This is a genomic window from Pantoea eucrina, from assembly GCF_002095385.1.
Classification (GTDB): Bacteria; Pseudomonadota; Gammaproteobacteria; order Enterobacterales; family Enterobacteriaceae; genus Pantoea; species Pantoea eucrina.
Genome location: NZ_MIPP01000027.1, coordinates 1 through 21,334 on the forward strand (window position 1 = coordinate 1; position 21,334 = coordinate 21,334).

Annotated in this window: 25 protein-coding genes; 13 read left to right on the forward strand and 12 right to left on the reverse strand. The window is 52.0% G+C overall.

Annotated features, from left to right (window positions below; all coding sequences use genetic code 11):
* The 6 genes from motB to otsB form a co-directional block, all read right to left on the reverse strand.
* A partial coding sequence (gene motB / locus HA43_RS12350; RefSeq protein WP_128083813.1) for a flagellar motor protein MotB occupies window positions 1-940 on the reverse strand: 940 nt, incomplete at its 3' end.
* The gene (motA, locus tag HA43_RS12355) at window positions 937-1,824 is read right to left on the reverse strand and encodes a flagellar motor stator protein MotA (protein ID WP_039383995.1); all 888 of its coding nucleotides are present in this window, start codon (window positions 1,822-1,824) and stop codon (window positions 937-939) included. The genes motB and motA, both read right to left, overlap by 4 nt.
* A 133-nt stretch (window positions 1,825-1,957) precedes the next feature.
* The gene (flhC, locus tag HA43_RS12360; protein ID WP_071668763.1) at window positions 1,958-2,536 is read right to left on the reverse strand and encodes a flagellar transcriptional regulator FlhC; all 579 of its coding nucleotides are present in this window, start codon (window positions 2,534-2,536) and stop codon (window positions 1,958-1,960) included.
* Entirely contained in the window at window positions 2,536-2,886 is a 351-nt protein-coding gene (gene flhD / locus HA43_RS12365) for a flagellar transcriptional regulator FlhD (RefSeq protein ID WP_065649518.1), read from the reverse strand. The genes flhC and flhD overlap by 1 nt, the downstream gene beginning before the upstream one ends.
* Window positions 2,887-3,967: 1,081 nt before the next feature.
* On the reverse strand, window positions 3,968-5,404 hold the full coding sequence (otsA, locus tag HA43_RS12370) for an alpha,alpha-trehalose-phosphate synthase (protein WP_039383988.1): 1,437 nt from the start codon (window positions 5,402-5,404) through the stop codon (window positions 3,968-3,970).
* Complete coding sequence (gene otsB / locus HA43_RS12375) at window positions 5,401-6,189, reverse strand: trehalose-phosphatase (RefSeq protein WP_094111793.1); 789 nt, start codon at window positions 6,187-6,189, stop codon at window positions 5,401-5,403. Before otsB ends, otsA begins: the two co-directional genes overlap by 4 nt.
* 530 nt (window positions 6,190-6,719) lie before the next feature.
* Between otsB and HA43_RS12380 the strand changes: the two genes are divergently transcribed.
* The 5 genes from HA43_RS12380 to HA43_RS12400 all read left to right on the forward strand — a co-directional run bounded on the left by HA43_RS12380 (window position 6,720) and on the right by HA43_RS12400 (window position 9,544).
* Window positions 6,720-7,010, forward strand: coding sequence for a DUF2913 family protein (locus tag HA43_RS12380; RefSeq protein ID WP_039383983.1), 291 nt, complete (start codon window positions 6,720-6,722; stop codon window positions 7,008-7,010).
* Window positions 7,011-7,342: 332 nt separating this feature from the next.
* The gene (locus HA43_RS12385) at window positions 7,343-7,855 is read left to right on the forward strand and encodes a GNAT family N-acetyltransferase (protein WP_094111794.1); all 513 of its coding nucleotides are present in this window, start codon (window positions 7,343-7,345) and stop codon (window positions 7,853-7,855) included.
* Window positions 7,856-8,196: 341 nt separating this feature from the next.
* Window positions 8,197-8,376, forward strand: coding sequence for a KGG domain-containing protein (locus HA43_RS12390; protein ID WP_039383978.1), 180 nt, complete (start codon window positions 8,197-8,199; stop codon window positions 8,374-8,376).
* 178 nt (window positions 8,377-8,554) lie between these two features.
* The gene (locus tag HA43_RS12395; protein ID WP_094111795.1) at window positions 8,555-8,752 is read left to right on the forward strand and encodes a hypothetical protein; all 198 of its coding nucleotides are present in this window, start codon (window positions 8,555-8,557) and stop codon (window positions 8,750-8,752) included.
* Window positions 8,753-9,544, forward strand: coding sequence for a hypothetical protein (locus HA43_RS12400; RefSeq protein ID WP_039383973.1), 792 nt, complete (start codon window positions 8,753-8,755; stop codon window positions 9,542-9,544).
* Here HA43_RS12400 and HA43_RS12405 read toward each other — a convergent pair.
* On the reverse strand, window positions 9,531-11,915 hold the full coding sequence (locus tag HA43_RS12405; protein WP_094111796.1) for a phosphoketolase family protein: 2,385 nt from the start codon (window positions 11,913-11,915) through the stop codon (window positions 9,531-9,533). The two genes, HA43_RS12400 and HA43_RS12405, sit on opposite strands and share 14 nt — an antisense overlap.
* A gap of 329 nt (window positions 11,916-12,244) precedes the next feature.
* Here HA43_RS12405 and HA43_RS12410 point away from each other — a divergent pair, with 329 nt between their 5' ends.
* The 4 genes from HA43_RS12410 to HA43_RS12425 all read left to right on the forward strand — a co-directional run bounded on the left by HA43_RS12410 (window position 12,245) and on the right by HA43_RS12425 (window position 14,649).
* The gene (locus HA43_RS12410; RefSeq protein WP_094111797.1) at window positions 12,245-12,412 is read left to right on the forward strand and encodes a con-10 family general stress protein; all 168 of its coding nucleotides are present in this window, start codon (window positions 12,245-12,247) and stop codon (window positions 12,410-12,412) included.
* Between the two features lie 165 nt (window positions 12,413-12,577).
* Window positions 12,578-13,051, forward strand: coding sequence for a YciE/YciF ferroxidase family protein (locus HA43_RS12415; RefSeq protein ID WP_039383968.1), 474 nt, complete (start codon window positions 12,578-12,580; stop codon window positions 13,049-13,051).
* Between the two features lie 54 nt (window positions 13,052-13,105).
* Window positions 13,106-13,978 carry a manganese catalase family protein gene (locus HA43_RS12420; protein WP_039383967.1) on the forward strand — a complete coding sequence of 291 codons (873 nt, stop codon included), beginning with the start codon at window positions 13,106-13,108 and terminating at the stop codon, window positions 13,976-13,978.
* Window positions 13,979-14,355: 377 nt separating this feature from the next.
* Window positions 14,356-14,649: a hypothetical protein gene (locus HA43_RS12425; RefSeq protein WP_052246483.1), complete on the forward strand. Its 294-nt coding sequence runs from the start codon at window positions 14,356-14,358 to the stop codon at window positions 14,647-14,649.
* 191 nt (window positions 14,650-14,840) lie between these two features.
* Here HA43_RS12425 and HA43_RS12430 read toward each other — a convergent pair whose 3' ends face one another.
* The 4 genes from HA43_RS12430 to HA43_RS12445 all read right to left on the reverse strand — a co-directional run bounded on the left by HA43_RS12430 (window position 14,841) and on the right by HA43_RS12445 (window position 16,359).
* The gene (locus HA43_RS12430; protein WP_039383965.1) at window positions 14,841-15,107 is read right to left on the reverse strand and encodes a biofilm development regulator YmgB/AriR family protein; all 267 of its coding nucleotides are present in this window, start codon (window positions 15,105-15,107) and stop codon (window positions 14,841-14,843) included.
* A gap of 53 nt (window positions 15,108-15,160) precedes the next feature.
* Entirely contained in the window at window positions 15,161-15,448 is a 288-nt protein-coding gene (locus HA43_RS12435; RefSeq protein WP_039383963.1) for a hypothetical protein, read from the reverse strand.
* Between the two features lie 157 nt (window positions 15,449-15,605).
* Window positions 15,606-15,851 (reverse strand): regulatory protein YcgZ, encoded by a 246-nt coding sequence (gene ycgZ, locus HA43_RS12440; protein ID WP_039383960.1) that lies wholly within the window; start codon window positions 15,849-15,851, stop codon window positions 15,606-15,608.
* Window positions 15,852-16,077: 226 nt separating this feature from the next.
* Window positions 16,078-16,359, reverse strand: a complete 282-nt coding sequence (locus HA43_RS12445) for a hypothetical protein (protein WP_094111798.1) — start codon at window positions 16,357-16,359, stop codon at window positions 16,078-16,080.
* 389 nt (window positions 16,360-16,748) lie between these two features.
* On the opposite strand from HA43_RS12445, the gene HA43_RS12450 reads away from it, so the two are divergent.
* From HA43_RS12450 to dcuR, 4 genes are all read left to right on the forward strand, one after another.
* Window positions 16,749-17,264, forward strand: coding sequence for a CinA family protein (locus tag HA43_RS12450; RefSeq protein WP_094111799.1), 516 nt, complete (start codon window positions 16,749-16,751; stop codon window positions 17,262-17,264).
* Window positions 17,265-17,366: 102 nt separating this feature from the next.
* Entirely contained in the window at window positions 17,367-17,903 is a 537-nt protein-coding gene (msrA, locus tag HA43_RS12455; RefSeq protein WP_039383953.1) for a peptide-methionine (S)-S-oxide reductase MsrA, read from the forward strand.
* Between the two features lie 116 nt (window positions 17,904-18,019).
* Window positions 18,020-19,645, forward strand: coding sequence for a sensor histidine kinase (locus tag HA43_RS12460; RefSeq protein WP_039383951.1), 1,626 nt, complete (start codon window positions 18,020-18,022; stop codon window positions 19,643-19,645).
* A 5-nt stretch (window positions 19,646-19,650) separates the two neighbouring features.
* Entirely contained in the window at window positions 19,651-20,373 is a 723-nt protein-coding gene (gene dcuR / locus HA43_RS12465; protein ID WP_094111800.1) for a two-component system response regulator DcuR, read from the forward strand.
* On the opposite strand, the gene HA43_RS12470 is transcribed toward dcuR, so the two are convergent.
* Window positions 20,367-21,332 (reverse strand): FAD:protein FMN transferase, encoded by a 966-nt coding sequence (locus tag HA43_RS12470; RefSeq protein WP_071668757.1) that lies wholly within the window; start codon window positions 21,330-21,332, stop codon window positions 20,367-20,369. The two genes, dcuR and HA43_RS12470, sit on opposite strands and share 7 nt — an antisense overlap.
* Window positions 21,333-21,334: the final 2 nt, after the last annotated feature.

The following is a 21,334-nucleotide window of genomic DNA, read 5'->3' on the forward strand; positions in this document are numbered from 1 at the left end:
CCGCCGAAGCGGTCGGTGCGGTCGCTGCCGACGCAGCCGGTCCGGCTGGTGCAGTGATAGTGGGAATCATATGTGCCGGATCGCTGACCTGAACGGCATCGCTTTCGGCATTCTCTTTTTCTATGGCGGCTTCAGTATCATGATTTAATACCAGCAGGCTGATACGGCGGTTGACCGCATCATCAGCGCCACGGTTTTTAAGCTTCATCGTGGCGGCCATCCCCACGACGCGCAGCATTTTGTTGCTGTCCAGCCCCCCGATAACCAGCTCCCGGCGGGACGCATTTGCCCGATCGGCGGAGAGCTCCCAGTTACTGTAGCCGCGTTCACCGCTGGCATACTGAAAGTCATCGGTGTGACCAGAGAGGCTGATTTTGTTCGGAATATCGTTTAGCAGCGGCGCAACCGCGCGCAGAATATCGCGCATATAGGGTTCAACCTCGGCGCTGCCGGTTTTAAACATCGGGCGGTTCTGGCTGTCGATAATCTGAATACGCAGCCCCTCCTCCACCATGTTAATAATCAGATGCGGCCGCAGCGCTTTCAGGCGAGGATCGGCTTCAATCAGCTGATCGAGCTTTTCGCGCAGCCGGTTAAGACGGATCTCATCCAGCTGGCGCTTTTGTGCATCCATATCCACCTGCTTTCTGACTTCGCCTTTCTGCTGGGTCGGATCGTCTCCGCCCCCCGGGATCGGGCTCTCGCTGTCGCTGCTGCGTGGTCCGCCCGTAACCGCAACTTTAAGCGGGGTTTTGAAATACTCGGCGATCTGAACCAGCTCCTGCGGATTGGCAATTGAGATCAGCCACATCACCATAAAGAACGCCATCATCGCCGTCATAAAGTCGGCATAGGCAATTTTCCATGAGCCGTGGCTGCCTTCATGCTTTTTATGTTTGCGCCGTTTAACCAGCACAATCGGGCGATTGTCATGCTTCATGAACTCTGGTCCGAAGTCTGTTTAGCCGGGTTTTTAGCGTTGCGCACGTGCTCTTCCAGTTCAGTAAACGAAGGACGCTCTGTGGAATAAAGCGTTTTACGTCCAAACTCGACGGCGATCTGCGGGGCATACCCGTTCAGGCTGGAAAGCAGCGTAACCTTCACGCACTGCATCATCTTGGTGGTCTCGGCGCACTTCTGACGCAATACCGACGCGAGCGGTGAAATAAAGCCGTAGGCCAGCAGGATGCCGAGGAAGGTGCCCACCATGGCGTGCGCAATTAGCGCGCCCAGCTCTGCCGCCGGACGATCGGCTGACGCCAGCGCATGCACGACCCCCATTACCGCTGCAACAATGCCGAATGCCGGCAAGCCATCGCCGATGGCAGATAAACTTTGCGCTGGTACTTCGCACTCATGCTCATAGGTCTCGATCTCTTCATCCATCAGCGCTTCAATTTCAAAGGCATTCATGTTTCCGCTGACCATCAGACGCAAATAGTCGGTAATAAAATCCACTAACTGTTTATCGGTTAAAATACGCGGATAATTAGCAAAAATTTCGCTCTGCGAGGGATCTTCAATATCGCGTTCCAGCGACAGCATGCCCTGCTGACGGGATTTCGCCATCAGCCGATAAAGCAGCGCCATCAAATCCATATAGACCGCTTTATTATATTTAGAGCCGCGCATCAGCAGCGGCAGCGCCTTAAGCGTCTTCTTAATAGACTTACCGTTATTACCGACCAGAAATGCGCCGATACCTGCCCCGCCAATGATCAGCAGTTCAGATGGCTGATAAAGCGCCCCTAAATGGCCGCCGACCATCAGATAACCGCCCAGCACGGAACCAAGGACCACGATATAACCCAGAATAATCAGCACAAAAACATCCTTACGTCCGTAACGTGTTGGTGGAAGTTAAGCCAGAGGGCCGCAGGCGATATTCACAAATCGGAGGCAAAAAAAAGCAGCGGGGGTAACCCGCTGCTGGATGGCTTCCACAATGCGAACATACTTAAACGGCGCGTTTAACCTGTTCATCCAGCAGTTGTGGAAAGGTATCGGCAGTATCTGCAGAAAGTTTACGTCTTTTTACGGCACGTGAAGGCGGCTGGCACAGGCTGCAGACAAAGCTGCCCGCGGGCTGATGTGCATGATTAATAAAGCTGCCGTGACAGCTTTTGCAGTCAGAGAGTTCCAGCATCCCACTTTCAACGAATCGCACCAGGGTCCAGGCGCGCGTCAGCGCCAACAGCGGGCCCTCGTCCGATTGCGGACACTGCTCAAGGTAGAGACGGTAGGCCTGGATAACAGCCTCCACGCCGCTGCTTAAGCCGGTTTTGAGTAAAAACTGCCAGGCGTTACAGAACATCGAGGCGTGAATATTCTGTTCCCACGTCATGAACCAGTCGGTAGAGAATGGCAGCATACCTTTTGGCGGCGGCGCACCGCGCAGCTCTTTATATAATTTAATTAAGCGACCACGACTTAATTGCGTTTCACTCTCCAGCATCTGCAGACGGGCACCCAGCGTGATCAGCTCCATAGCCAGCTGAATATCACGCGCTTCCTGAACGATACTTTTATCGCTCATTATACTGCCCTCTTTTTGGTGCTGGTTTCAGTTTTTGAAACGCTGCGCAGCAGACGGCTGGATAACAGGATCCCGGTGTGAATTTGCTGCAGATCGTCGACACGTGATTCCTGCGTGAGACGATTAATTAAATTGTGATCGGTAAAGCGGAACTGACATACCAGCTGATTCGTTTCAGCCAGCTTTACCATTTCAGGTAAGGTTAACTGAGCGAGTGCATCTGCCATTGCTTCATCAATACCCAGACGAAACATAGCTGAAGGTTTTTCCTGGTTAATTAAGCGCTGCGCGAGCAGTAAATATGACAGATTGATGTCATATATATGTTTTAGTAATTCTGATGTTCCCATTTTTTCCATCCTGATAGACGCGGCATATATACGGCCACAGAATTTAATCTCTATGGTTCGGGTTGCTGGTTGGTAAATCTAAAGATGGCAAAAAATAAAATCAGGCATAAGCCAACATATATTTAATTGTTTCATTTCCTACCGGGACATTCAGTAGTAGCAGTCAAAATTCCAGGCCATTTTTTCCTGAGTCTTAACCTTCTTCCCTGATGTCTTTTTATCGTTTTTTAAGACTAATCTGAAAACAACGCAAATCTATATGGTCTCAATCCGACATACAACGTGACCGGACCGGAATTTTAGATAAAGTGTGATCTGCGTCACACTTTTAAGGCAAATTTTTTTACCGAAGCTTCAGGGATGCTTGCGTTTTGTCTGTTTTTTGCTCAATTTTCAAATTTTCCGCTAATATTTCCTAAGGAATTTCTCATATTTCCGTTTAGTCGACACAGGTCACGTTATGCCGATCCTTTTGTTGCCATGTTGCGGTTATCTCATCACAACCCACTACCCCGGACCTCTGTTGCAGCACAAAACACCAGAAACACCCTTATTTTATAAGTTTTAAATTAATCACTTACAGGGAATATTGCCAGGTGGCATCACTCCCGCATCGTAAACAGCATGTAAAACGTGATGGCGCCTGACAAATGAAGTGTCAAGACAACGTCAGCAAAGGTGAGAAAACGGGTATGGATGTAACTGGCTGTTACATTAGCAAAATGAATGGGTGGTACAGAAAACGCACTGATGTATAACTATCATCGGCATGACCAGAGAAAACTTTAGCTCTGATAACAAAACTTACAAAATCACGGCTGTTTTTGCGCCAGACCCCGCATATTGCTCGCTCATCAACCGTTTAGCGGCACGACATATGAAATCGATTTCTTCTGTATTGCCGCTTCGGTTTCATCGCTTTTTACCGGAGCGCATGCGGATAAGCCGCTCGGTAACAGTGAACGGGATGACAAATATGCTTAGCCGGGTTTCTCTTTTTAATAACGCTTTTTGGCGGGCGCACGGCAATAAAAAAGGGAGTGCATTAATGCACTCCCCCATAATCGCTTTCAGCTACCGGTTATGCCAGCTTCTGAAACGTGGCAACTTTATTTGCCGTCCCGTGATCGTCGCCGCGTGCGGGCAGCGCATTGAGATCGTGCAGGAACGTTTCGCGCCAGTGTGAAATATCCTGTTTACGCAGCACCGCCATCATATCGTTATAGCGGGTAATGCGTTCCGTACGTGACATGGTGAGCGCCTTATCCAGCGCCGCAGCCACTTCGTCACGATCGTAAGGATTCACAATAAGCGCCGAGGTCAGCTCGTTCGCTGCACCGGCAAAGCGTGACAGAACCAGCACGCCCGGGTCATCCGGATCCTGTGCCGCCACATACTCTTTCGCAACCAGGTTCATCCCGTCACGCAGAGGTGTCACCAGGCCGACATCGGTGAGACGGAAAATTTTCATCAGCAGACGGCGATCAAAATGCTGGTTGAGATAGTAAAGAGGCGTCCACCCCAGCGTGCCATATTTACCGTTGATGCGCCCCGCTTCGGTCTCCAGCTGGTGGCGGATGTCCTGATAGGCCTGCACATCGCCCCGCGAGGTCGGCGCAATCTGCGAGTAACGTATTTTCCCGCGATGCTGCGGGAAGTTTTCCAGCAGCGCTTCATAAGCCAGAAAACGCTCGGGCAGACCTTTGGAATAATCGAGGCGCTCACAGGCGATGATGTTTTTGGCATCGCCCAGTTCACGCTTCATTGCAGCCATCTTAGGTGGCAGCGGCCCTTCCGCCATCTCTTTGATCGCGTCAGGTTCAATACCAATTGGATAGACTTCGGTCATAAACGTATTGCCGTAAGCCCGATGCTTTTTCTCGCCTTTGTTTTGCAGCTGCGTCTGCTGGCTCAGGCTGTCAAGAAACGCAACCCGGTCAGATTCGGTCTGGAAGCCCAGCAGATCATAATCGCTCAGCATCTCCAGCAGCTCCTGATGCGGCGGCAGCGCATTGAAGATTTCCGGCGTCGGGAAAGGAATATGTAAAAAGAAACCGATTCTGTTCGTCACGCCCAGCTTACGCAGCTCGGCTGCAAACGGCAGCAGATGATAATCATGGATCCACAGCACATCATCAGACTGAATCAGCGGTTTGAGACGATGAGCCAGCGCCGTATTGACCCGGCAGTACCCTTCCCAGGCTTCACGCTGATATTGCACCAGATCGAGCCGGTAGTGGAAAGCGGGCCAGATCACTGTGTTAGAGAACTGGCAGTAGTATTGATCATAATCGTTCTGGTTGAGCGGGAAAGAAGCATAGGTGATCCCATCGTGCTCCAGTTTTGCCAGCGGCTCTTCCTCTTCACCCGAATATTCGCTGATCTCTCCGTTCCAGCCAAACCATAAACCACCGGTATTTTTAAGCGCATCAAGAATACCTACGGCCAGGCCGCCTGCGCTGCTTTTGCTTCCGTCGGGGATAGCAATACGGTTAGATACCACGACTAAACGACTCATAACCTGAACTCCTTACCAATATTGTCATGCTCTAATTGTAATAATAGTTGCTCCAGCCACTGCCAGACAGCGTTGGTGTCCGGCAGCCGGTAGCGCGCTTCACTGGGGCCTTCGCCAACTTTGACAGAGATGCCCTGTAGCGCATTGACCGCAAGAAAGCCTTTTTCATCGGTGAGATCGTCACCCACAAACACCGGAATACGTCCTGCAAAAGGCGCTTCCTGCATAAAAGTGTTAATGGCCGCACCTTTATCGATTCCCTGAGGTTTGATTTCGACCACGCATTTGCCCGGCTGCAGCGTGAGCTCAGAGAAGCGGCTAACAATCTGTTCCGCCAGCTGCATAATTGCCTGCTCATGCTCAGGGGCGTTGCGGAAATGCAGCGCAAACGCCATGCCTTTAGCCTCCAGCACTGCCCCTGGCCACTGGCTGAATGCCTGTTCCAGCTCATCATGCAGCGCTGAGGCAACCGTATCCGGCAGTGCATGACTATGAATCTGACCGGTTGCATCGCGGCGCTCTGCGCCGTGCACGCCCGCCGCCGGCGCTTCAAGCGGCGCTGCCAGCTTATCCAGCTGGGATATTGGCCGTCCGGAGACCAGCGCCAGCGCACCGTGGCTGAGATTAGAGATCTGCTGCAGATGCTGACGAACGCGGGCGGGAATGGTGACCTGATCGGGCTGTGCTTCAATGGCTGCCAGCGTGCCGTCAACGTCAAAAAAGAAGGCGTAAAGGCCGCCGCTTAACGACGGCAGGGTATTGATCTCGCTTACCACAGATGTCACGTCTCCTCCTTTTAAGGGTAAAAATCAGGATGTTCAGAGGCGTGCTGCAGATAAAACGCTTAGGGTAAACCACTAATAAATGCGCAACCTTTCCGGGTTAACGCCATGTATAACTGCATAACCTGACGCACAATGAACATCGGCAGCAATAAGTGTAGACCTTATTACGCTTTTTGCCATAAAAGTTGCTGGCCGGAGAAAATAGCATCCGATTTACCGCTCTGCCCTGCATTTTAATAATCAAAGAAACGATAATAAAAAAATAATAAATGTGTACAGCAGCGGTAAATATGTATGACTTTTTCCTCTGCACTAATTCAGATTATTCCTGTAGCCAGCAGCGGCGTCCTGTAAAAATTAAAACAAGAATGAATCCCGGAATGAGAACCGCTTCATCCCGCATAAAGAAATTCTTAAAAAGAGCTGCGCGTCCCGTTTTTTTACCGCTTCAGTTGCAGCGGAATTGACCTGAATGATGCATTTATGCACACTGACGCGGGTCAACGATATCGATGATAAAGAGCGATATAATGGTGCAAAACTACAGTCAGCGCGTCCATTTTTACTACTGCATTCTGGTTGCGCTTAAAATCCATGCTCAATCCAAAAAAAGCGCTCATCTGCGGGGGAAAAATAATTTCCTGCTGAAGTGGCTGCGTAATGCGCAGAACAATACGATTTTCCATCCGGATATTACCAGCGAAATTGAGTGGCTGCGTAGCAAGATCATCAGCGCCGGACCCGATGCCGATCTGGAGCCGATGCTGCAATACGTATATGAAACGGCGAAACGCGCGGAAAGTTTACGTTACGGCCTCTGAAGCCGCCTCCGGCCTGCGTTAAGAGAGACGCAATTTAATGAGTTTATTTGCCTGCAGAAGCTTATTCACCCGCGATAAAACGCAGGCGAATAAAAGCGGTTTCAATATTTACATTACTCCCTGTTTTGCGCTACCGCAGCGCTGACCAGCTACTCCTGCCAGTCATTATTTTCAGCCTGCCGTCGTGCAAAAAGTGATACCGCTTAAACCCTTATTGCGCGGTTTCAGCAGATCGCTATCACATCCCGCACGCCATTCGCGTATTATCGCCCGTCAGGAGTGTGTATCACTCTGCGTCGCACGTGGCGCAGACTTCATGGAGAATCCGCATAATGGCATTGACTATTCGCCACGCCCGGCCGGAAGACGCCGGCTTACTGCAGCAGCTAGGGCGTATGACCTACAGCGCGCACTTTAAACACCTGTGGGTCTCTGCAGATGAAATGGATGCGTTTATCAGCAAAGAGTACGGCATGGATGCGCTTGCCAGCAGCCTGACCGATGCCAGTGAAAGCTGGCTGATTGCTGAGTCAGCGCAGCCTATCGGTTTTGCCAAAGTAAAGTGGAGTGTGCCGGTGCCCGATTCCGGGATGCGGGGTGCTCAGCTTTGCAAGCTCTATCTCGATCCGCAGGAAACAGGCAAAAACGTCGGAAGACGGATGTTTGAGAGCATCATTGCCAGCGCGCGCAGCCGGCAGGAAGGCTACCTGTGGCTGGAAGTGATGGACGCTAATGTCAGAGCCAGAAAATTCTATGAGGCGTTTGGCATGCAGCATATTAAAGATATTCCTTTTGTCACCGCCTCACAGCAGAGCGTGCTGCAGATTCTGGGGATGCTGATTTGATCCGCCTGCCCTGCGTATCTGACTCAGGGCGAAAAGCCTCTCTGGCTCACATATCTGATTAATTTTGCCAATTATTCCGGATAATCGCCTTAAACCGCTCCGACATCACTGGCCTGTTTAATTCGCTATGCTGCTAATTTAATGACGCTTTTTAATTCTGGCTGCAGCTTTTATATTTTGTGCGCCATAAAAAAATCTTTAAAAGTGCTTTAAAACAATTACTTAATTATATTTTCCGCTTCGCTTGCACAGACTGCATTCACCATTATTCTTTAAAACGTACCACGCACATAACTGCAATGATTCATCATGTTATTAAACACTCTTCAAGAGGCTATATCATGACTCAGCACAGAGGCGGTTCAGGTAACTTCGCAGACGATAAGCAGAAAGCATCTGACGCGGGCAAAAAAGGTGGACAGAAAAGCGGCAGCGGAAGCGGCGGCAGCTTTAAAGATGACCCTAAAAAAGCATCTGAAGCAGGCAAAAAAGGTGGCCAGAGCAGCCGTAAAGGTTCCTGATTAGCCAGCAGCACAGGGATGCGCTGCAGTTCACCTCTTCGCTCTCTTCTCACTCTCCTCGCTTTAATCTGCCGTTACGCTTGCTGTTTCTCCTGCCGCAGACAACTCTTAAAGTCGTTTTACTTTCCCGGTTTTACTCCAGACTTAACTTTTAATACTGAAAGGATTTACGCCCGTCATGAAACGTTTTTTATGCTCGCTGTTCAGCAGCCCTGAATCCTTACTGCAGGTCATGACACAACAGGATATCACTGAGTCGATGGAGGATGGTGACAGAATTATAATCGATGAAGATGGCAACGCCTCGGTCAACCCGCTCAGTCCTGAAGTCCATAAAGATTTTGCTGAACACGTTTCAACTCTGAAGGAAATTTAAATGGGCACGGCGATTTTCATGGTTCTGATGGTATGCGGTTACTGGTATACCAGCCGCGATATGTCCAGCCGGCTAAAAATAAAGCGCTCATTCGGCTGGGACGTCTATTTTCTGATTGCCCTTTACGGCTGCATTTTTGTTGTACAAGGGGTGCTGGCAACGGCTATTGTCTGGCTCCTGCTGCTGGGCGCCTCGTTTGCGAATAACACGTTCGGCCTGAGTGCTGAACATCATGCTAACTGGCACGTCGATTTTATGACCTGGAGCTTTCTGGGCATCCAGGCACCGGTGGTCATTATGCTGACCTTTGCGGTGATATTTTGTGTTTACCGCTCCAACTGGGCCGGCAGCGCCCGCCTGACACCCGGCAGCCGTAAAGAGTTATATCAGCGCCTCTCGCGTTCTAACGGTATTGAACAGCTGCTGCTGCACTGCATGGAAGAGGGTGAACTGGCATGGGTTACGCTGAAGTCCCGCCGGATTTACATTGGCATGATCCACGCCGCCACGTTTGAATTTCCCGGCACGGCAAATATCGTGATGATCCCGATGCTGAGCGGCTATCGCGATGCGCGCACGCTAAATCTTGCGATTGAGCACAACTATAGCCGCTGGTATCACGAGCATGAGATCAGTTTCCTCTCCTCACCGAAAAGCGCCCTCGATTTTCGTAAGGTGCTGATGGTTGATCAGATTGAGAGCCTCTCCCTGTTCGACCCGGCCAGCGCCTCCGCGCTGGCTCTGGGAAAAAAACGCTATCAGCGCCGCCGTATGCCGCCTAAACACCCCTGAGAGATGACGCTGAGGACGCAGCGGCCCGCCAGCGCCAGTTGCGTACCTCAGGCACATCTTCACCATACTCCCGCACCCAGGCGTGATGCGCCGCAAGACGCGCCTGCAGATCGTCCAGCAGATCCGGATGATCTTCAGCCACGCCGGGCACATGCAGCAGCGCAGCCTGCGCCAGATGATAGCGATCGAGCCGGTTCAGCACGGTCATATCAAAAGGCGTGGTGGTAGTGCCCTCTTCGTTAAATCCATGCACGTGAAAATTACGATGATTATTACGCTGATAAGTCAGACGATGGATCAGCCCCGGATAGCCGTGGAAGGCAAAGATTACCGGCTTGTCAGCGGTAAACAGGTGCTCAAACTCCGCCTCGCTTTTGCCATGCGGATGCTGCTCATCACTCTGCAGCGCCATCAGATCAACAACGTTTACTACGCGCACGCGCAGCGACGGCAGTAACTCCCGCAGCAGATCGACCGCCGCCAGCGTTTCCATAGTCGGTACATCGCCTGCACACGCCATCACCACGTCAGGTTCATCTGTGCAGCTGGCCCACTGCCAGATGCCCATGCCCGCTTCACAGTGCGCAATCGCGCTATCGATATTGAGCCACTGTGGTGAGGGCTGCTTACCCGCCACGATGACATTGATGCGATCCCAGGTACGCAGACAGTGATCGCCCGTCCAGAGCAGGCAGTTGGCATCAGGCGGCAGCCAGACGCGCACTATGTCTGCCTTTTTGTTCACAACGTGATCGAGAAAACCAGGGTCCTGATGGCTGTAGCCGTTATGATCCTGACGCCAGACGTGAGACGAAAGCAGATAATTCAGGGAAGAGACTGGCTGCCGCCACGGCAGTTTGCGCGACACTTTCAGCCATTTAGCGTGCTGATTAAACATGGAGTCGACAATATGAATAAACGCTTCATAGCAGTTGAACAGGCCGTGACGCCCGGTAAGCAGATAGCCCTCCAGCCAGCCCTGACATTGATGCTCGCTCAAAATCTCCATCACGCGTCCGTCGCGTCCCAGCTGTTCATCCCACGGCTCCAGCGGCGCCATCCAGCTGCGGCTGGTGGCGTCAAATACCGGCGACAACCGGTTTGAAGCGGTCTCATCCGGACCAAAAAGACGGAAATTATCGCTATTGAGGCGAAAAATTTCGCGCAGATAGAGGCCAAACTGATGCGTCGCTTCGCCCTGCTCTGCGCCCGGTGCGCTGAGCCCGAGCGCAAACTGCCGGATATCAGGCGTGGCAAGCGGCCGCCGCAGCCGCCCGCCGTTGGCGTAAGGGGTCGCACTCATCCGTTTATCACCCGCCGGAGCCAGCGCCCGTAGTTCAGCGTTTAAACGTCCACTGGCGTCAAACAGCGTTTCAGGCTGATAACTGCGCAGCCACGCTTCGAGGATCTGCCTGTGCGCCTCATCCTCGCGGCATCCGGCGACCGGCACCTGATGCGCGCGCCAGAATCCTTCGACCCTTTTGCCATCAACCTCTTTGGGTCCTGTCCAGCCTTTTGGCGTGCGCAGCACGATCATCGGCCAGCGCGGTATCTCTTCACTATGGGTGCCACTGCGCGCCCGCTGCTGGATGGATGCGATAGTATCAAAAGCGCGATCCAGCGTAGTGGCCATCTCCTGATGCATGCGCTGTGGATCATCGCCACAGACAAAGAGCGGCTCATAGCCATACCCGCTGAAGAGCTGCTGCAAATCTTCGTCGCTGGTGCGCCCCAGCAGCGTCGGATTAGCGATCTTGTAGCCATTGAGGTGAAGAACAGGCAATACGGCCCCGTCACGCTGCGGATTAAGAAAATGGATCCCGTGCCAGCTGGCGGCCAGCGGACCGGTCTCTGCTTCACCGTCACCAATAACGCAGGGCACAATTAAATCCGGATGATCGAATGCGGCGCCAAAAGCGTGCGAGAGCGAATAGCCCAGCTCTCCCCCTTCATTGATTGAGCCTGGCGTTTCAGGCGCCGCATGGCTCGGAATGCCGCCGGGAAAAGAGAACTGTTTGAACAGACGCTGCATACCCTGCTCATCTTCACTGACCTGCGGGTAGATTTCACTGTAGGTTCCCTCCAGCCAGCTATTGGCCACCATACCGGGGCCGCCATGCCCGGGGCCGCAGACGTAAAGCAGGTCAGCGTTGCGCTGGCGAATAACGCGGTTGAGGTGGGCATAGATAAAGTTGAGTCCGGGCGTGGTCCCCCAGTGTCCCAGCAATCTTGGTTTAATGTGCTCAGGCAGCAACGTTTCACGCAGCAGCGGATTCGCCATCAGGTAGATTTGGCCCACAGACAGATAGTTCGCTGCTCGCCAGTAGCGATCAAGCAGTTCCAGTTCAGCCGTGGTCACAGAGTCGGTCATCACCTCTTCTCCTCGTTACAGGGTAATAACTAACCTTAATCGAGAAAACAACATGCTGCGAATCAGCCCGCCGACAATATTCATCTGATGCTTCAATAAATTAATTGTTAACCGAAGCGCATAAATATATTTAAGCGATGCGTTAATTGTCGCTGCGCTTAAATATAATAAAGACTACAAAATCAGACTCTGCAGATAATTCTTATGAGCACATAATCAAACCGTCCCGCTTGCAGATTAAAGAAACGCGATTACTATTAAATACGCAGCTCGCACATGATTGGTCATTCAGATCATGTCATTATCAACTCATGAAGAGGAAATATATTATGACTCAACATCGAGGCGGTTCAGGTAATTTCGCAGACGACAAACAGCGGGCATCTGAAGCGGGTAAAAAAGGCGGACAGCATAGCGGCGGAAGTTTCGGCAACGACCGTGAAAAGGCGTCTGACGCTGGCAAGAAAGGGAGTCAGAGCGGCAATCGCGGCGCCTGACAGCTTATTTCAGGGATGAACCCTGCGGTGCAGTGATTGCGCGTTTAATGACTATTCCGCATCAGAGAACGCTAACCTCTGCTGTCTGAAATCTCATATTAATGAATAAACTACATACGTCATTCGACGTCTGCTTTGCTGTTTATTACTGCATGGAGAACGCTTATGAAAGTTGAATCTTTGCTCGACCTTTTTATTCACGATCTTTCAGATGTTTATAGTGCAGAAAAACAGATTACCCGCGCGCTGCCCAAAATGGCGCGTGCAGCTTCTGATGAAACGCTTAAAGCAGCTTTTAAACAACATCTGGAAGAGACCCAGGGACAAATTGATCGTCTTGATCAGGCAGTGGAAGCGCACGAAGAATTACGCATTAAACGCATGAAGTGCCATGCGCTGGAAGGTCTGGTAGAGGAAGCGCAGGAGCTGATTGACGCGACCGAAGCGGGCCCGGTGCGTGATGCTGGCCTGATAGGCGCGGCGCAGAAAGTTGAACACTACGAAATTGCCACCTACGGCACGCTGGTGGCCATGGCCAAAAAGCTGGGCCTCGATCAGGCCGCCAGTCTGCTGGCAGAAACGCTGGCTGAAGAAAAATCTACCGATGAAAAACTCACAACCATTGCGGAACAGCAGTAACGCATTATTACAAAGGCCAGCCTATCGGCCTGACTGTTAACACTGAGGTGAGCCATGTTTCGACACGTTAAAAAATTGCAGTACACCGTCAGGGTAAGTGAACCGAATCCCGGACTGGCTAATCTGCTTCTGGAGCAGTTTGGCGGCCCGCAGGGCGAACTGGCAGCTGCCATGCGCTATTTTACTCAGGGTCTGGGAGATGACGATCTCGGACGCCGTGACATGCTGATGGACATTGCGACCGAAGAGCTGAGCCATCTTGAAATTATCGGTTCGCTGGTAGGTATGCTTAATAAAGGAGCCAAAGGCAAGCTGGCTGAAGGCACGGAAGCGGAGGGCGAACTTTATCGCTCTATTACCGGTGCGGGTAATGACAGTCATCTTACCTCTATTCTCTATGGTGGCGGCCCGCCACTGACAAACTCAGGTGGCGTGCCATGGACCGCAGCGTATATCGATACTATTGGCGAAGTGACGGCGGATTTGCGCTCCAATATCGCCGCGGAGTCACGCGCTAAGATTATTTATGAACGCCTGATTAATGTGACTGATGACGTCGGCGTAAAAGATGCACTGGGCTTTCTGATGACGCGTGAAGCCGCCCACCAGCTCTCTTTTGAAAAGGCGCTCTACTCTATCCGCAATAACTTTCCACCGGGTAAACTGCCGCCAATCGAAGAGTATGCGCATACTTATTTCAGTATGTCTGACGGGGATGATGTACGCGGCAGCTGGAATTCAGATGAGAACTTCAACTATGTCGCCGATCCTCAGCCTGCCGTAGATGGCGGCGATGGTCACGCCTCAGTGGTGCTCTCTGCGGATGAAGCGGCAGCGCTGAAGGCTATGGCCACCAGAACCGCCTCGAATCCTGATGTTAATCCGGAAACCGGTGCTGAACTGGGTAGTGAAAAGCCACAGACGTAACCCGTAAGGAGAGATCAATGCATCATAAACCTCTACAGCGTGCTCACGCAGGTTATCAGCCTGGTAAAGATGAGCCTGAACTGCCTGATGATGATGCGGGCAGTGCGCCAGAATCGGGTGATAAGCAGCCTGAATAGACGCCCCTCCTTCTGACCGCCTTCGGGCGGTTTTTTCATCTTAAAAGCAATTTTTTTAACGGCGTAAGCCAGCCTCAGGCGCAAAAATAATAAGCGAGACGGTAAAATCGCGTTAATTAACGCAGCAAACTCAGCACGTTAAAATTTTTATTTTTTTATTCTGGCGTTTTTCTGATTCTGGTCTATGTTCCTTTAGTCACGTTAGTACCAATAATCACTATAAGAAGTTAAGGAACTTTTATGGATTTCGCTCGATTTAAAACACGGTTACAGCAATGGGAGCATTTGCACTTTACCAGCGTAGAATTACAGCAGCGCGATGGCCGCTTTGAAATCTACGCTACTGCAGCAGAGCATCAGACGCTCAGCCAGCTCTTTATCTGTAATGTCAGCAATGAATCTGCCGCGCAGGAAGAGATAAAACAGTTGCAAAGCTGGCTACAAAAAATTAAGTCCGGCAGAAGTAAGCGTCTGAATGCGCGCCCGGTTCGTCAGGTCACGGTAAATGTTCCTGGAGTGAGCCTGAGCCGTTAAGCAACCGAATAGCTATTTCAGCGTTAATCAGGCAGATGTACAACTTTAAACTGAATGACGTTAATTAAGCGCGCTGCTTTTAATTAACTGTACAACTCAGCTAAAAGTGTACAGAAAAGAAAGAAACGCATGAGCAGGATTGAAAGGAAAATGGAAGAAGCTCTTCACGGATGGAAGAGCAGAAAGCGTGGTCAGGCATCGTCTGGCGTATAGCCAACAACAATTTCCAGTGTGCGACGCAGAACGTCAGCTTCAGCGCTGCCACTGGCCGATTCCAGCGCCATAATCAGGTAAAGAATAATCGACTTATTAGTCACTCGTCCCTCAGTAGCAAGGATGCTGCGTATTACCCCATCCAGCACCTGTGACTCATCGCTTAACGCATGGCCGGCATCGCGAAAATGCGCAGCCAGCTCATTATCAGGCAGCACATTGTATAAGTTTTGAAAATCTGCCATTTTCCGTCTCAAACTGTTAAAGATAAGGCCGCAGTATACCTTATCGGGCTGGATTAATGTTTACGGCTATTGCCGGATGACTGGTCATTGCCAAACAGGGGATGAACGTTATCTTTTTCCGGTTCGTTTCGTTGTTGCTGACCAAGAGAAATGCTGGTCCGGACCTCTTTCAGGGCCATGCTGATTGCGGTGCGATACTCTTCATCGGTGGCCTGCATCTGCATATTCTGCAGCTCTGCCATCAGCGCGTGGGTATTAACAGGCCCGGAGCGCTGAAGCAGCGTCAGGGCAGCTTCACCGATGATTTCGTCTATACTCTTCTGGTGTTTGCTCATCTTCATAGTGAATCTCTGTTTGCCGCCACTTCAAGATGAAGTACGACAGTAAAACAGCGCCACGCAGTGCGTGGCGCGATACAGCTGGTCACAGGTTATACATGAGGTTGTGCACTCTTCCCTGTTTACTTAGTCTGAATATAACCCGGTCGTAAATCTGGCATTAGCTTTCCCGCTCAAACAGCAAGCCGATAAGCTGATGATAATGCTGCTCTTCTTCTGCTTCTGTTGCCAGTTCAAGGCGACGTAACAGCTTAGTGCAAATGGATTTGCGATTCAGGTTGCGGCCTTCACGCAGAATCTCCACGACAATCTGTCCCAGCGTTTCCTGCTGAGACGGCAGCGATGCTTTACTAAAGTAGTTGGCAATCGCCTCAACTGAGTTCGGAGCATATCCGTTCTGGCGCATAAGTGACTCCCGTAAAATGTTAAAATTAACAATAAAAAAGTGGAAATCTAACCTGTTGTACAGGATTTCCAAAAAACTTGTACAGAGAATAATGAATGGTGAGGTAAGTTTTTTTTGCAAAAAGTGCTATCAGATGAGGGTTGAGACAAATTTACGCACATTTTCAGACGGGAGATCAGCGGGAAGTGCGCTCATCGCCGCCACAGGCTGACGATGAGCAGGGAGCTTAATGGCGGCGTGCACCGTTACCGGTGCCGGCAACGGTAACGCTATCCGATCGCTCTGACAGCGCTTTTAACGGCGAATCAGAACGACGGTCGGCCTGCTCTGTAGAGCGATAGTCCAGCAGCCACTGCTGCGCCTCATGGATCTGGCTGTCGCGCACCGCATCTGTTTCGCGGCAAGCCATCTGATGCAGTTCAGCCGTGAGGGATGCCAGAGTCACATCTGCACGGCGCATCATTAACGCCCAGGCGGCTTCCCCAATAACCGGATACTCATTTTTCATACTTTACCTCCTGAGAATGTGAGCTTGCGCCAGGTTCTCAGGTTTCAGTATAGACCACTACTGGCAAATGTCGTCCGTTATAGCTACACGCCTGGCGGCATTGCGCCATACGATATTTATCCCTTTGCCAGATCTGTTATTTATCGCCCTGCCCTTGCCCCGCTACGCTTATATTTCCATGCAGAATCTGTAATTACCATACGACAGAACCCCTGCCTGATTAATAAGCAACCCCTTCGGATTGACCCGCCCCGCTTAATATATTCTTCTGCTGAGTTCATATTAACCAGATAAAACGGACTCACCATCTATAATAATTATCATCCGGCAACGTTTATTTAATCGAAGCGTGGCTGACTGACATTTAAATAATAAATCGGGATGCATATATGAATCAGGAATTAATCGAAACGGCAACTATTCTGGGCGATCTTCTGCTTGAAAGAAAACTGACTGTCACCACCGCAGAATCCTGTACTTCAGGCTGGGTCGGCTCTACCCTCGCGGCCGTCGGCCAGAGCAGCCAGTTTTACAGCAGCGGCTTTATTACTTATACCGATCAGGCGAAACATCGGGTGCTGAACGTCAGTGAAGAGACGCTGGCACGTGACAGCGCCGTCAGCGAAGCCGCCGTGCGTGAAATGGCCGCAGGCGCAAAAACGCTTTCCGGCGACGATAGCAGCATTGCAGTGAGCGGTTATGCCGGACCAGATGGCGGCGAGGATGGTACACCAGCCGGCACCGTCTGGTTTGCCTGGGGCCTGCCTGATGGCACTATTCAGACCTGTTGTCAGCGTTTTTCCGGCGAAAGCGAAGAGGTCGTCCGGCAGGCAACAAAATATAGTCTTGAGCAGCTGACGGCACGACTCCAGGCTCTGCTCAGCCAGTCCGCCCCGGACAGCTGAGTACGTTTTACCTGAACAGCCTGTGCGGTCTGCGATTATCGGGTTGAATTCCGCTCCGTTCACCCGCACTCTTAAGCTTTCGACCTGACAGGAGTAAATGTAATGGCAACCGAATATGCGATCGTTGCGGGCGGCTGTTTCTGGTGTACCGAAGCCGTTTTTAAAGATGTAATTGGTGTTGAATCGGTTGAAAGCGGCTATACCGGCGGGGAGCGCCCTGATCCGACTTATGAGCAGGTATGCAGCGGGGCAACCGGTCATGCTGAAGCTATCCGTATCGGGTTTGATCCGGCGCAGATAAGCTACGGCGATCTGCTGGATATTAGTTTTGCCACGCACGATCCTACCCAGCTTAATCGTCAGGGAAATGATATCGGAACGCAGTACCGCTCAGCGATTTTCCCTGCTAATGCTGAACAGGAAGCAGAAGCGATTGCAGCCATTGCGCGCGCGCAGGAAGATCATGATGTGCCGGTAGTGACAACCGTAGAACCGCTCAAAACCTGGTATCCGGCGGAAGCCTACCATCAGGACTACTGGGAAGGTGCGGGTCAGCGCAACGGCTACTGCATGGCAGTCATCCCGCCTAAACTGCAGAAGCTGCGTAAAAGCTTCGCCAGTCGTGTGAAAACCGCTTAAGTTCTGCATACCGTCTTATCTGCAGGCCATTATTCAGAGTGGCCTGTTATATTTTCCGCAACCGCGCCGCCATTATCCGTCATAATAGGCCCCTTTTCCGCTAAGTGAACGCCACCATGACGCCTTCAGTCCCTGCTACGCCGATGCGCCGGCGGACAATGAAACTTAATACGCTGGTCACGCTGATGCTGAGCGCCGTGATTGTCCTGGTGCTGTGTACCGTGCATATGTTCTATTTCTTTCAGATTGGTGCCTCTACCCGGTCACAGCTGGAAGATAAAGCGATGGCCGTCGCGCGTACGCTGGCCACATCGCCAGATGTTCAGCGAGCGCTGCTGCTCTCCCCCGCTGAAGCTCATCTGCAGCCGGTCGCAAAAGCGGTTGAGACCAGCAACAATCTGCTTTTTATCACGATCACTAATATGGCGGGCATACGCTACTCCCATCGTAATCCGGAACTGGTTGGTCAGCATTTCATCGGCAACGATATTCAGCCTGCGCTGCGCGGTCAGGAAAATGTCTCTGTTAATCAGGGCTCCCTGGTTCGGGCACTGCGTGTTTTTACCCCGGTGTTCAATGCCCAGCATCAGCAGATTGGAGTGGTGGCTATCGGTATCTCACTGGATGCCGTCACCGATCAGATTAACCAGAGCCGCTGGATCATCCTCTGGACTATTCTGATCGGCGCGCTGGCGGGCGCGCTGGGTACGCTGATCCTGGTGCGCGTGCTGAAACGTATTCTGTTCGGGCTGGAACCTTATGAGATTTCTACCCTGTTTGAGCAGCGTCAGGCCATTCTCAATTCCGTCAAAGAGGGCGTGGTGGCGATGGACGATCGGCATGAAGTGACGCTGATCAATCAGGCTGCCTGCCATCTGCTGAGCGACGCAGCACAGACGCAGCGCGCGCCTGATGAAAGCTGGCGCGCTGACACCACCGCCGTCGAACCGCAGCTGCGCAGCGTGCTGCAGAGCGGACGGGCGCGGCGCGATGAGGAGATTAACGTGAATGGCCGACTGCTGCTGACCAATACCGTTCCGGTACGCACGGCGGAGCGGATTATTGGCGCGGTCTGTACGTTCAGGGATAAAACTGAGATCAGCCAGCTGATGCAGCGCTTAAGCGGCATGGTAAACTATGTCGACGCCCTGCGTGAACGCTCGCACGAGTTTATGAACAAGCTGCATGTGATCCTCGGCCTGCTGCATATGAAAAACTATGCGCAGGTTGAAGCGTATATCCTGAAAACCGCCAATAACTATCAGACAGAGATCGGCTTTTTGCTGGATAAGATCAAATCCCCGGTGATTGCGGGGATCCTGTTAAGTAAAATCAATCGCGCCTCAGACTGCGGGCACCGGCTCACTATCAGCGACGCCAGCTACCTGCCAGACAGCGGCAGCGAAGCGCAGATGGCGGCGCTGATTACCGTAACCGGCAATCTGGTCGAGAACGCGCTTGATGCGCTGCGCGAGCAGACCGAAGGAGAGATCCACCTGATGCTCCATTATCAAAACGGCTGGCTGACCTGCGAAGTGAGCGACGACGGACCGGGCATTGATGCTGCGCATCTGGCGACCATTTTTGATAAAGGTTTCTCCACCAAAGGTGAGAACCGCGGAGTCGGACTGTTTCTGCTTAAGCAGCAGGTGGAAAGCCTTGGCGGCAGCGTCAGCGCAGAGTCTGAGCCCGGCGTATTCACGCAATTTTTAGTCCAGCTACCCTGGGATAAAGGAAATTAAACCGCATGATTAATGTTTTAGTGGTTGACGATGATGCCATGGTTGCCGAACTCAACCGCAGTTTTATCGGTCAGGTACCCGGTTTTAACTGCTGTGGTACGGCGGCAACGCTGCAGCAGGCGCGCGATTTTTTATTCAATAGCGACACGCCGATCGATCTGCTGCTGCTGCTGGATATCTATATGCAGCAGGAGAATGGCCTGGATCTGCTGCCTGAGCTGCGAAAAGCGCAAAGCCCGACAGAAGTGATTATTATCTCCTCTGCGGCTGATGCAGAAAATATCAAAACATCGCTGCACTACGGGGTGGTGGATTATCTTATTAAGCCGTTTCAGTTTCCGCGTTTTGAAGAGGCGCTGACCAGCTGGCAGCAGAAAAAATCGCTGATGGATAACCACCAGCACTATCAGCAATCTGACGTCGATCTGCTGATCCACGGCAATCCGGCAACGCATCACGACAATAAGCGTCTGCCCAAAGGCCTGACGCCACAAACGCTGCGCACGCTCTGTCAGTGGATAGATGCGCACCCCGCACAGGAATTCTCGACCGATGAGCTGGCTGCAGAGGTGAATATTTCACGCGTCTCCTGCCGCAAATATCTCATCTGGCTGGCGCAGATCAATATTCTGTTTACCAGCATTCACTATGGCGCCACCGGACGTCCGGTCTATCGCTATCGTCTGCAGCCAGAATATCGCTCGCTGCTGCAGCAATATTGTCAGTAGTGCAGTTTCCACGTGGTATCAGCTGGCCGGAATCGGTAGTGACGCGGTGAAGAGCAGACGATTTGCCGATCGCGGGTGACAAAAATGGCATCGATGTCGGACTGGCTGGCGAGCCAGTTCAGTCCCTGTTCTGTGCCCATGCCATACAGCAGCGTGGTATAGATGTCGCCATCCAGCGAGCGGTCACTTATCACCGTCACGCTTAACAGTTCATTATCCAGCGGATAGCCGGTACGCGGGTCAAAAATATGGTGCCAGCAGCGCCCCTGCTGTTCAAAGTAACGCTCATAGATCCCGGACGTGACGACTGATTTCTCCCGCACCTCGATTACGCCGAGTAACGCGTTATCGTCAGCAAAGGGCTTTTTCAGCCCAATTTGCCACCCCTGCGGTTCATGCGGGGGCGCACCCAGCGTCTGCACGTTGCCGCCAAGATTGATCAGCGCCTGCGTCACTCCCTGCTGACGCAGCCACTGCTGCACCCGATCGGCAATATAGCCTTTGGCTATGGCACCGAGATCGATCTCCATACCGCGCTGCGGCAGATAAACCGACTGCGCCGCAGCGTCCAGCACGACCTGATGCGGGTTGGTAAGGGGCAACAGCGCGGTGATGTCAGCGGCAGCGGGCACGCTGTTGCCCTGAAAACCAATTTTCCAGCGCTTAACTATCGGACCAATGGCGAAGTTGAACGCGCTGTCCGGCAGCGTGCTGACCGTATGGGCCACCTGAATCAGATTAAACACTGCGGGACTGACCGCCACCGGTCGCTCGCCAGCGGCATGGTTAATTGCCATGACCTCTGACTGCACCCGGTTGACGGTAAACAGATTCTCCTGCTGTGCAATCAGGCGAAACACCTGCTGTGCCAGCGCGGCGTTATTTTCAAAGAGTTTCAGCAGCACAGGCGATCCCATCTGAACGGCTGAATAGCTGTAGACACCTGCCTCGTTAGCCATAG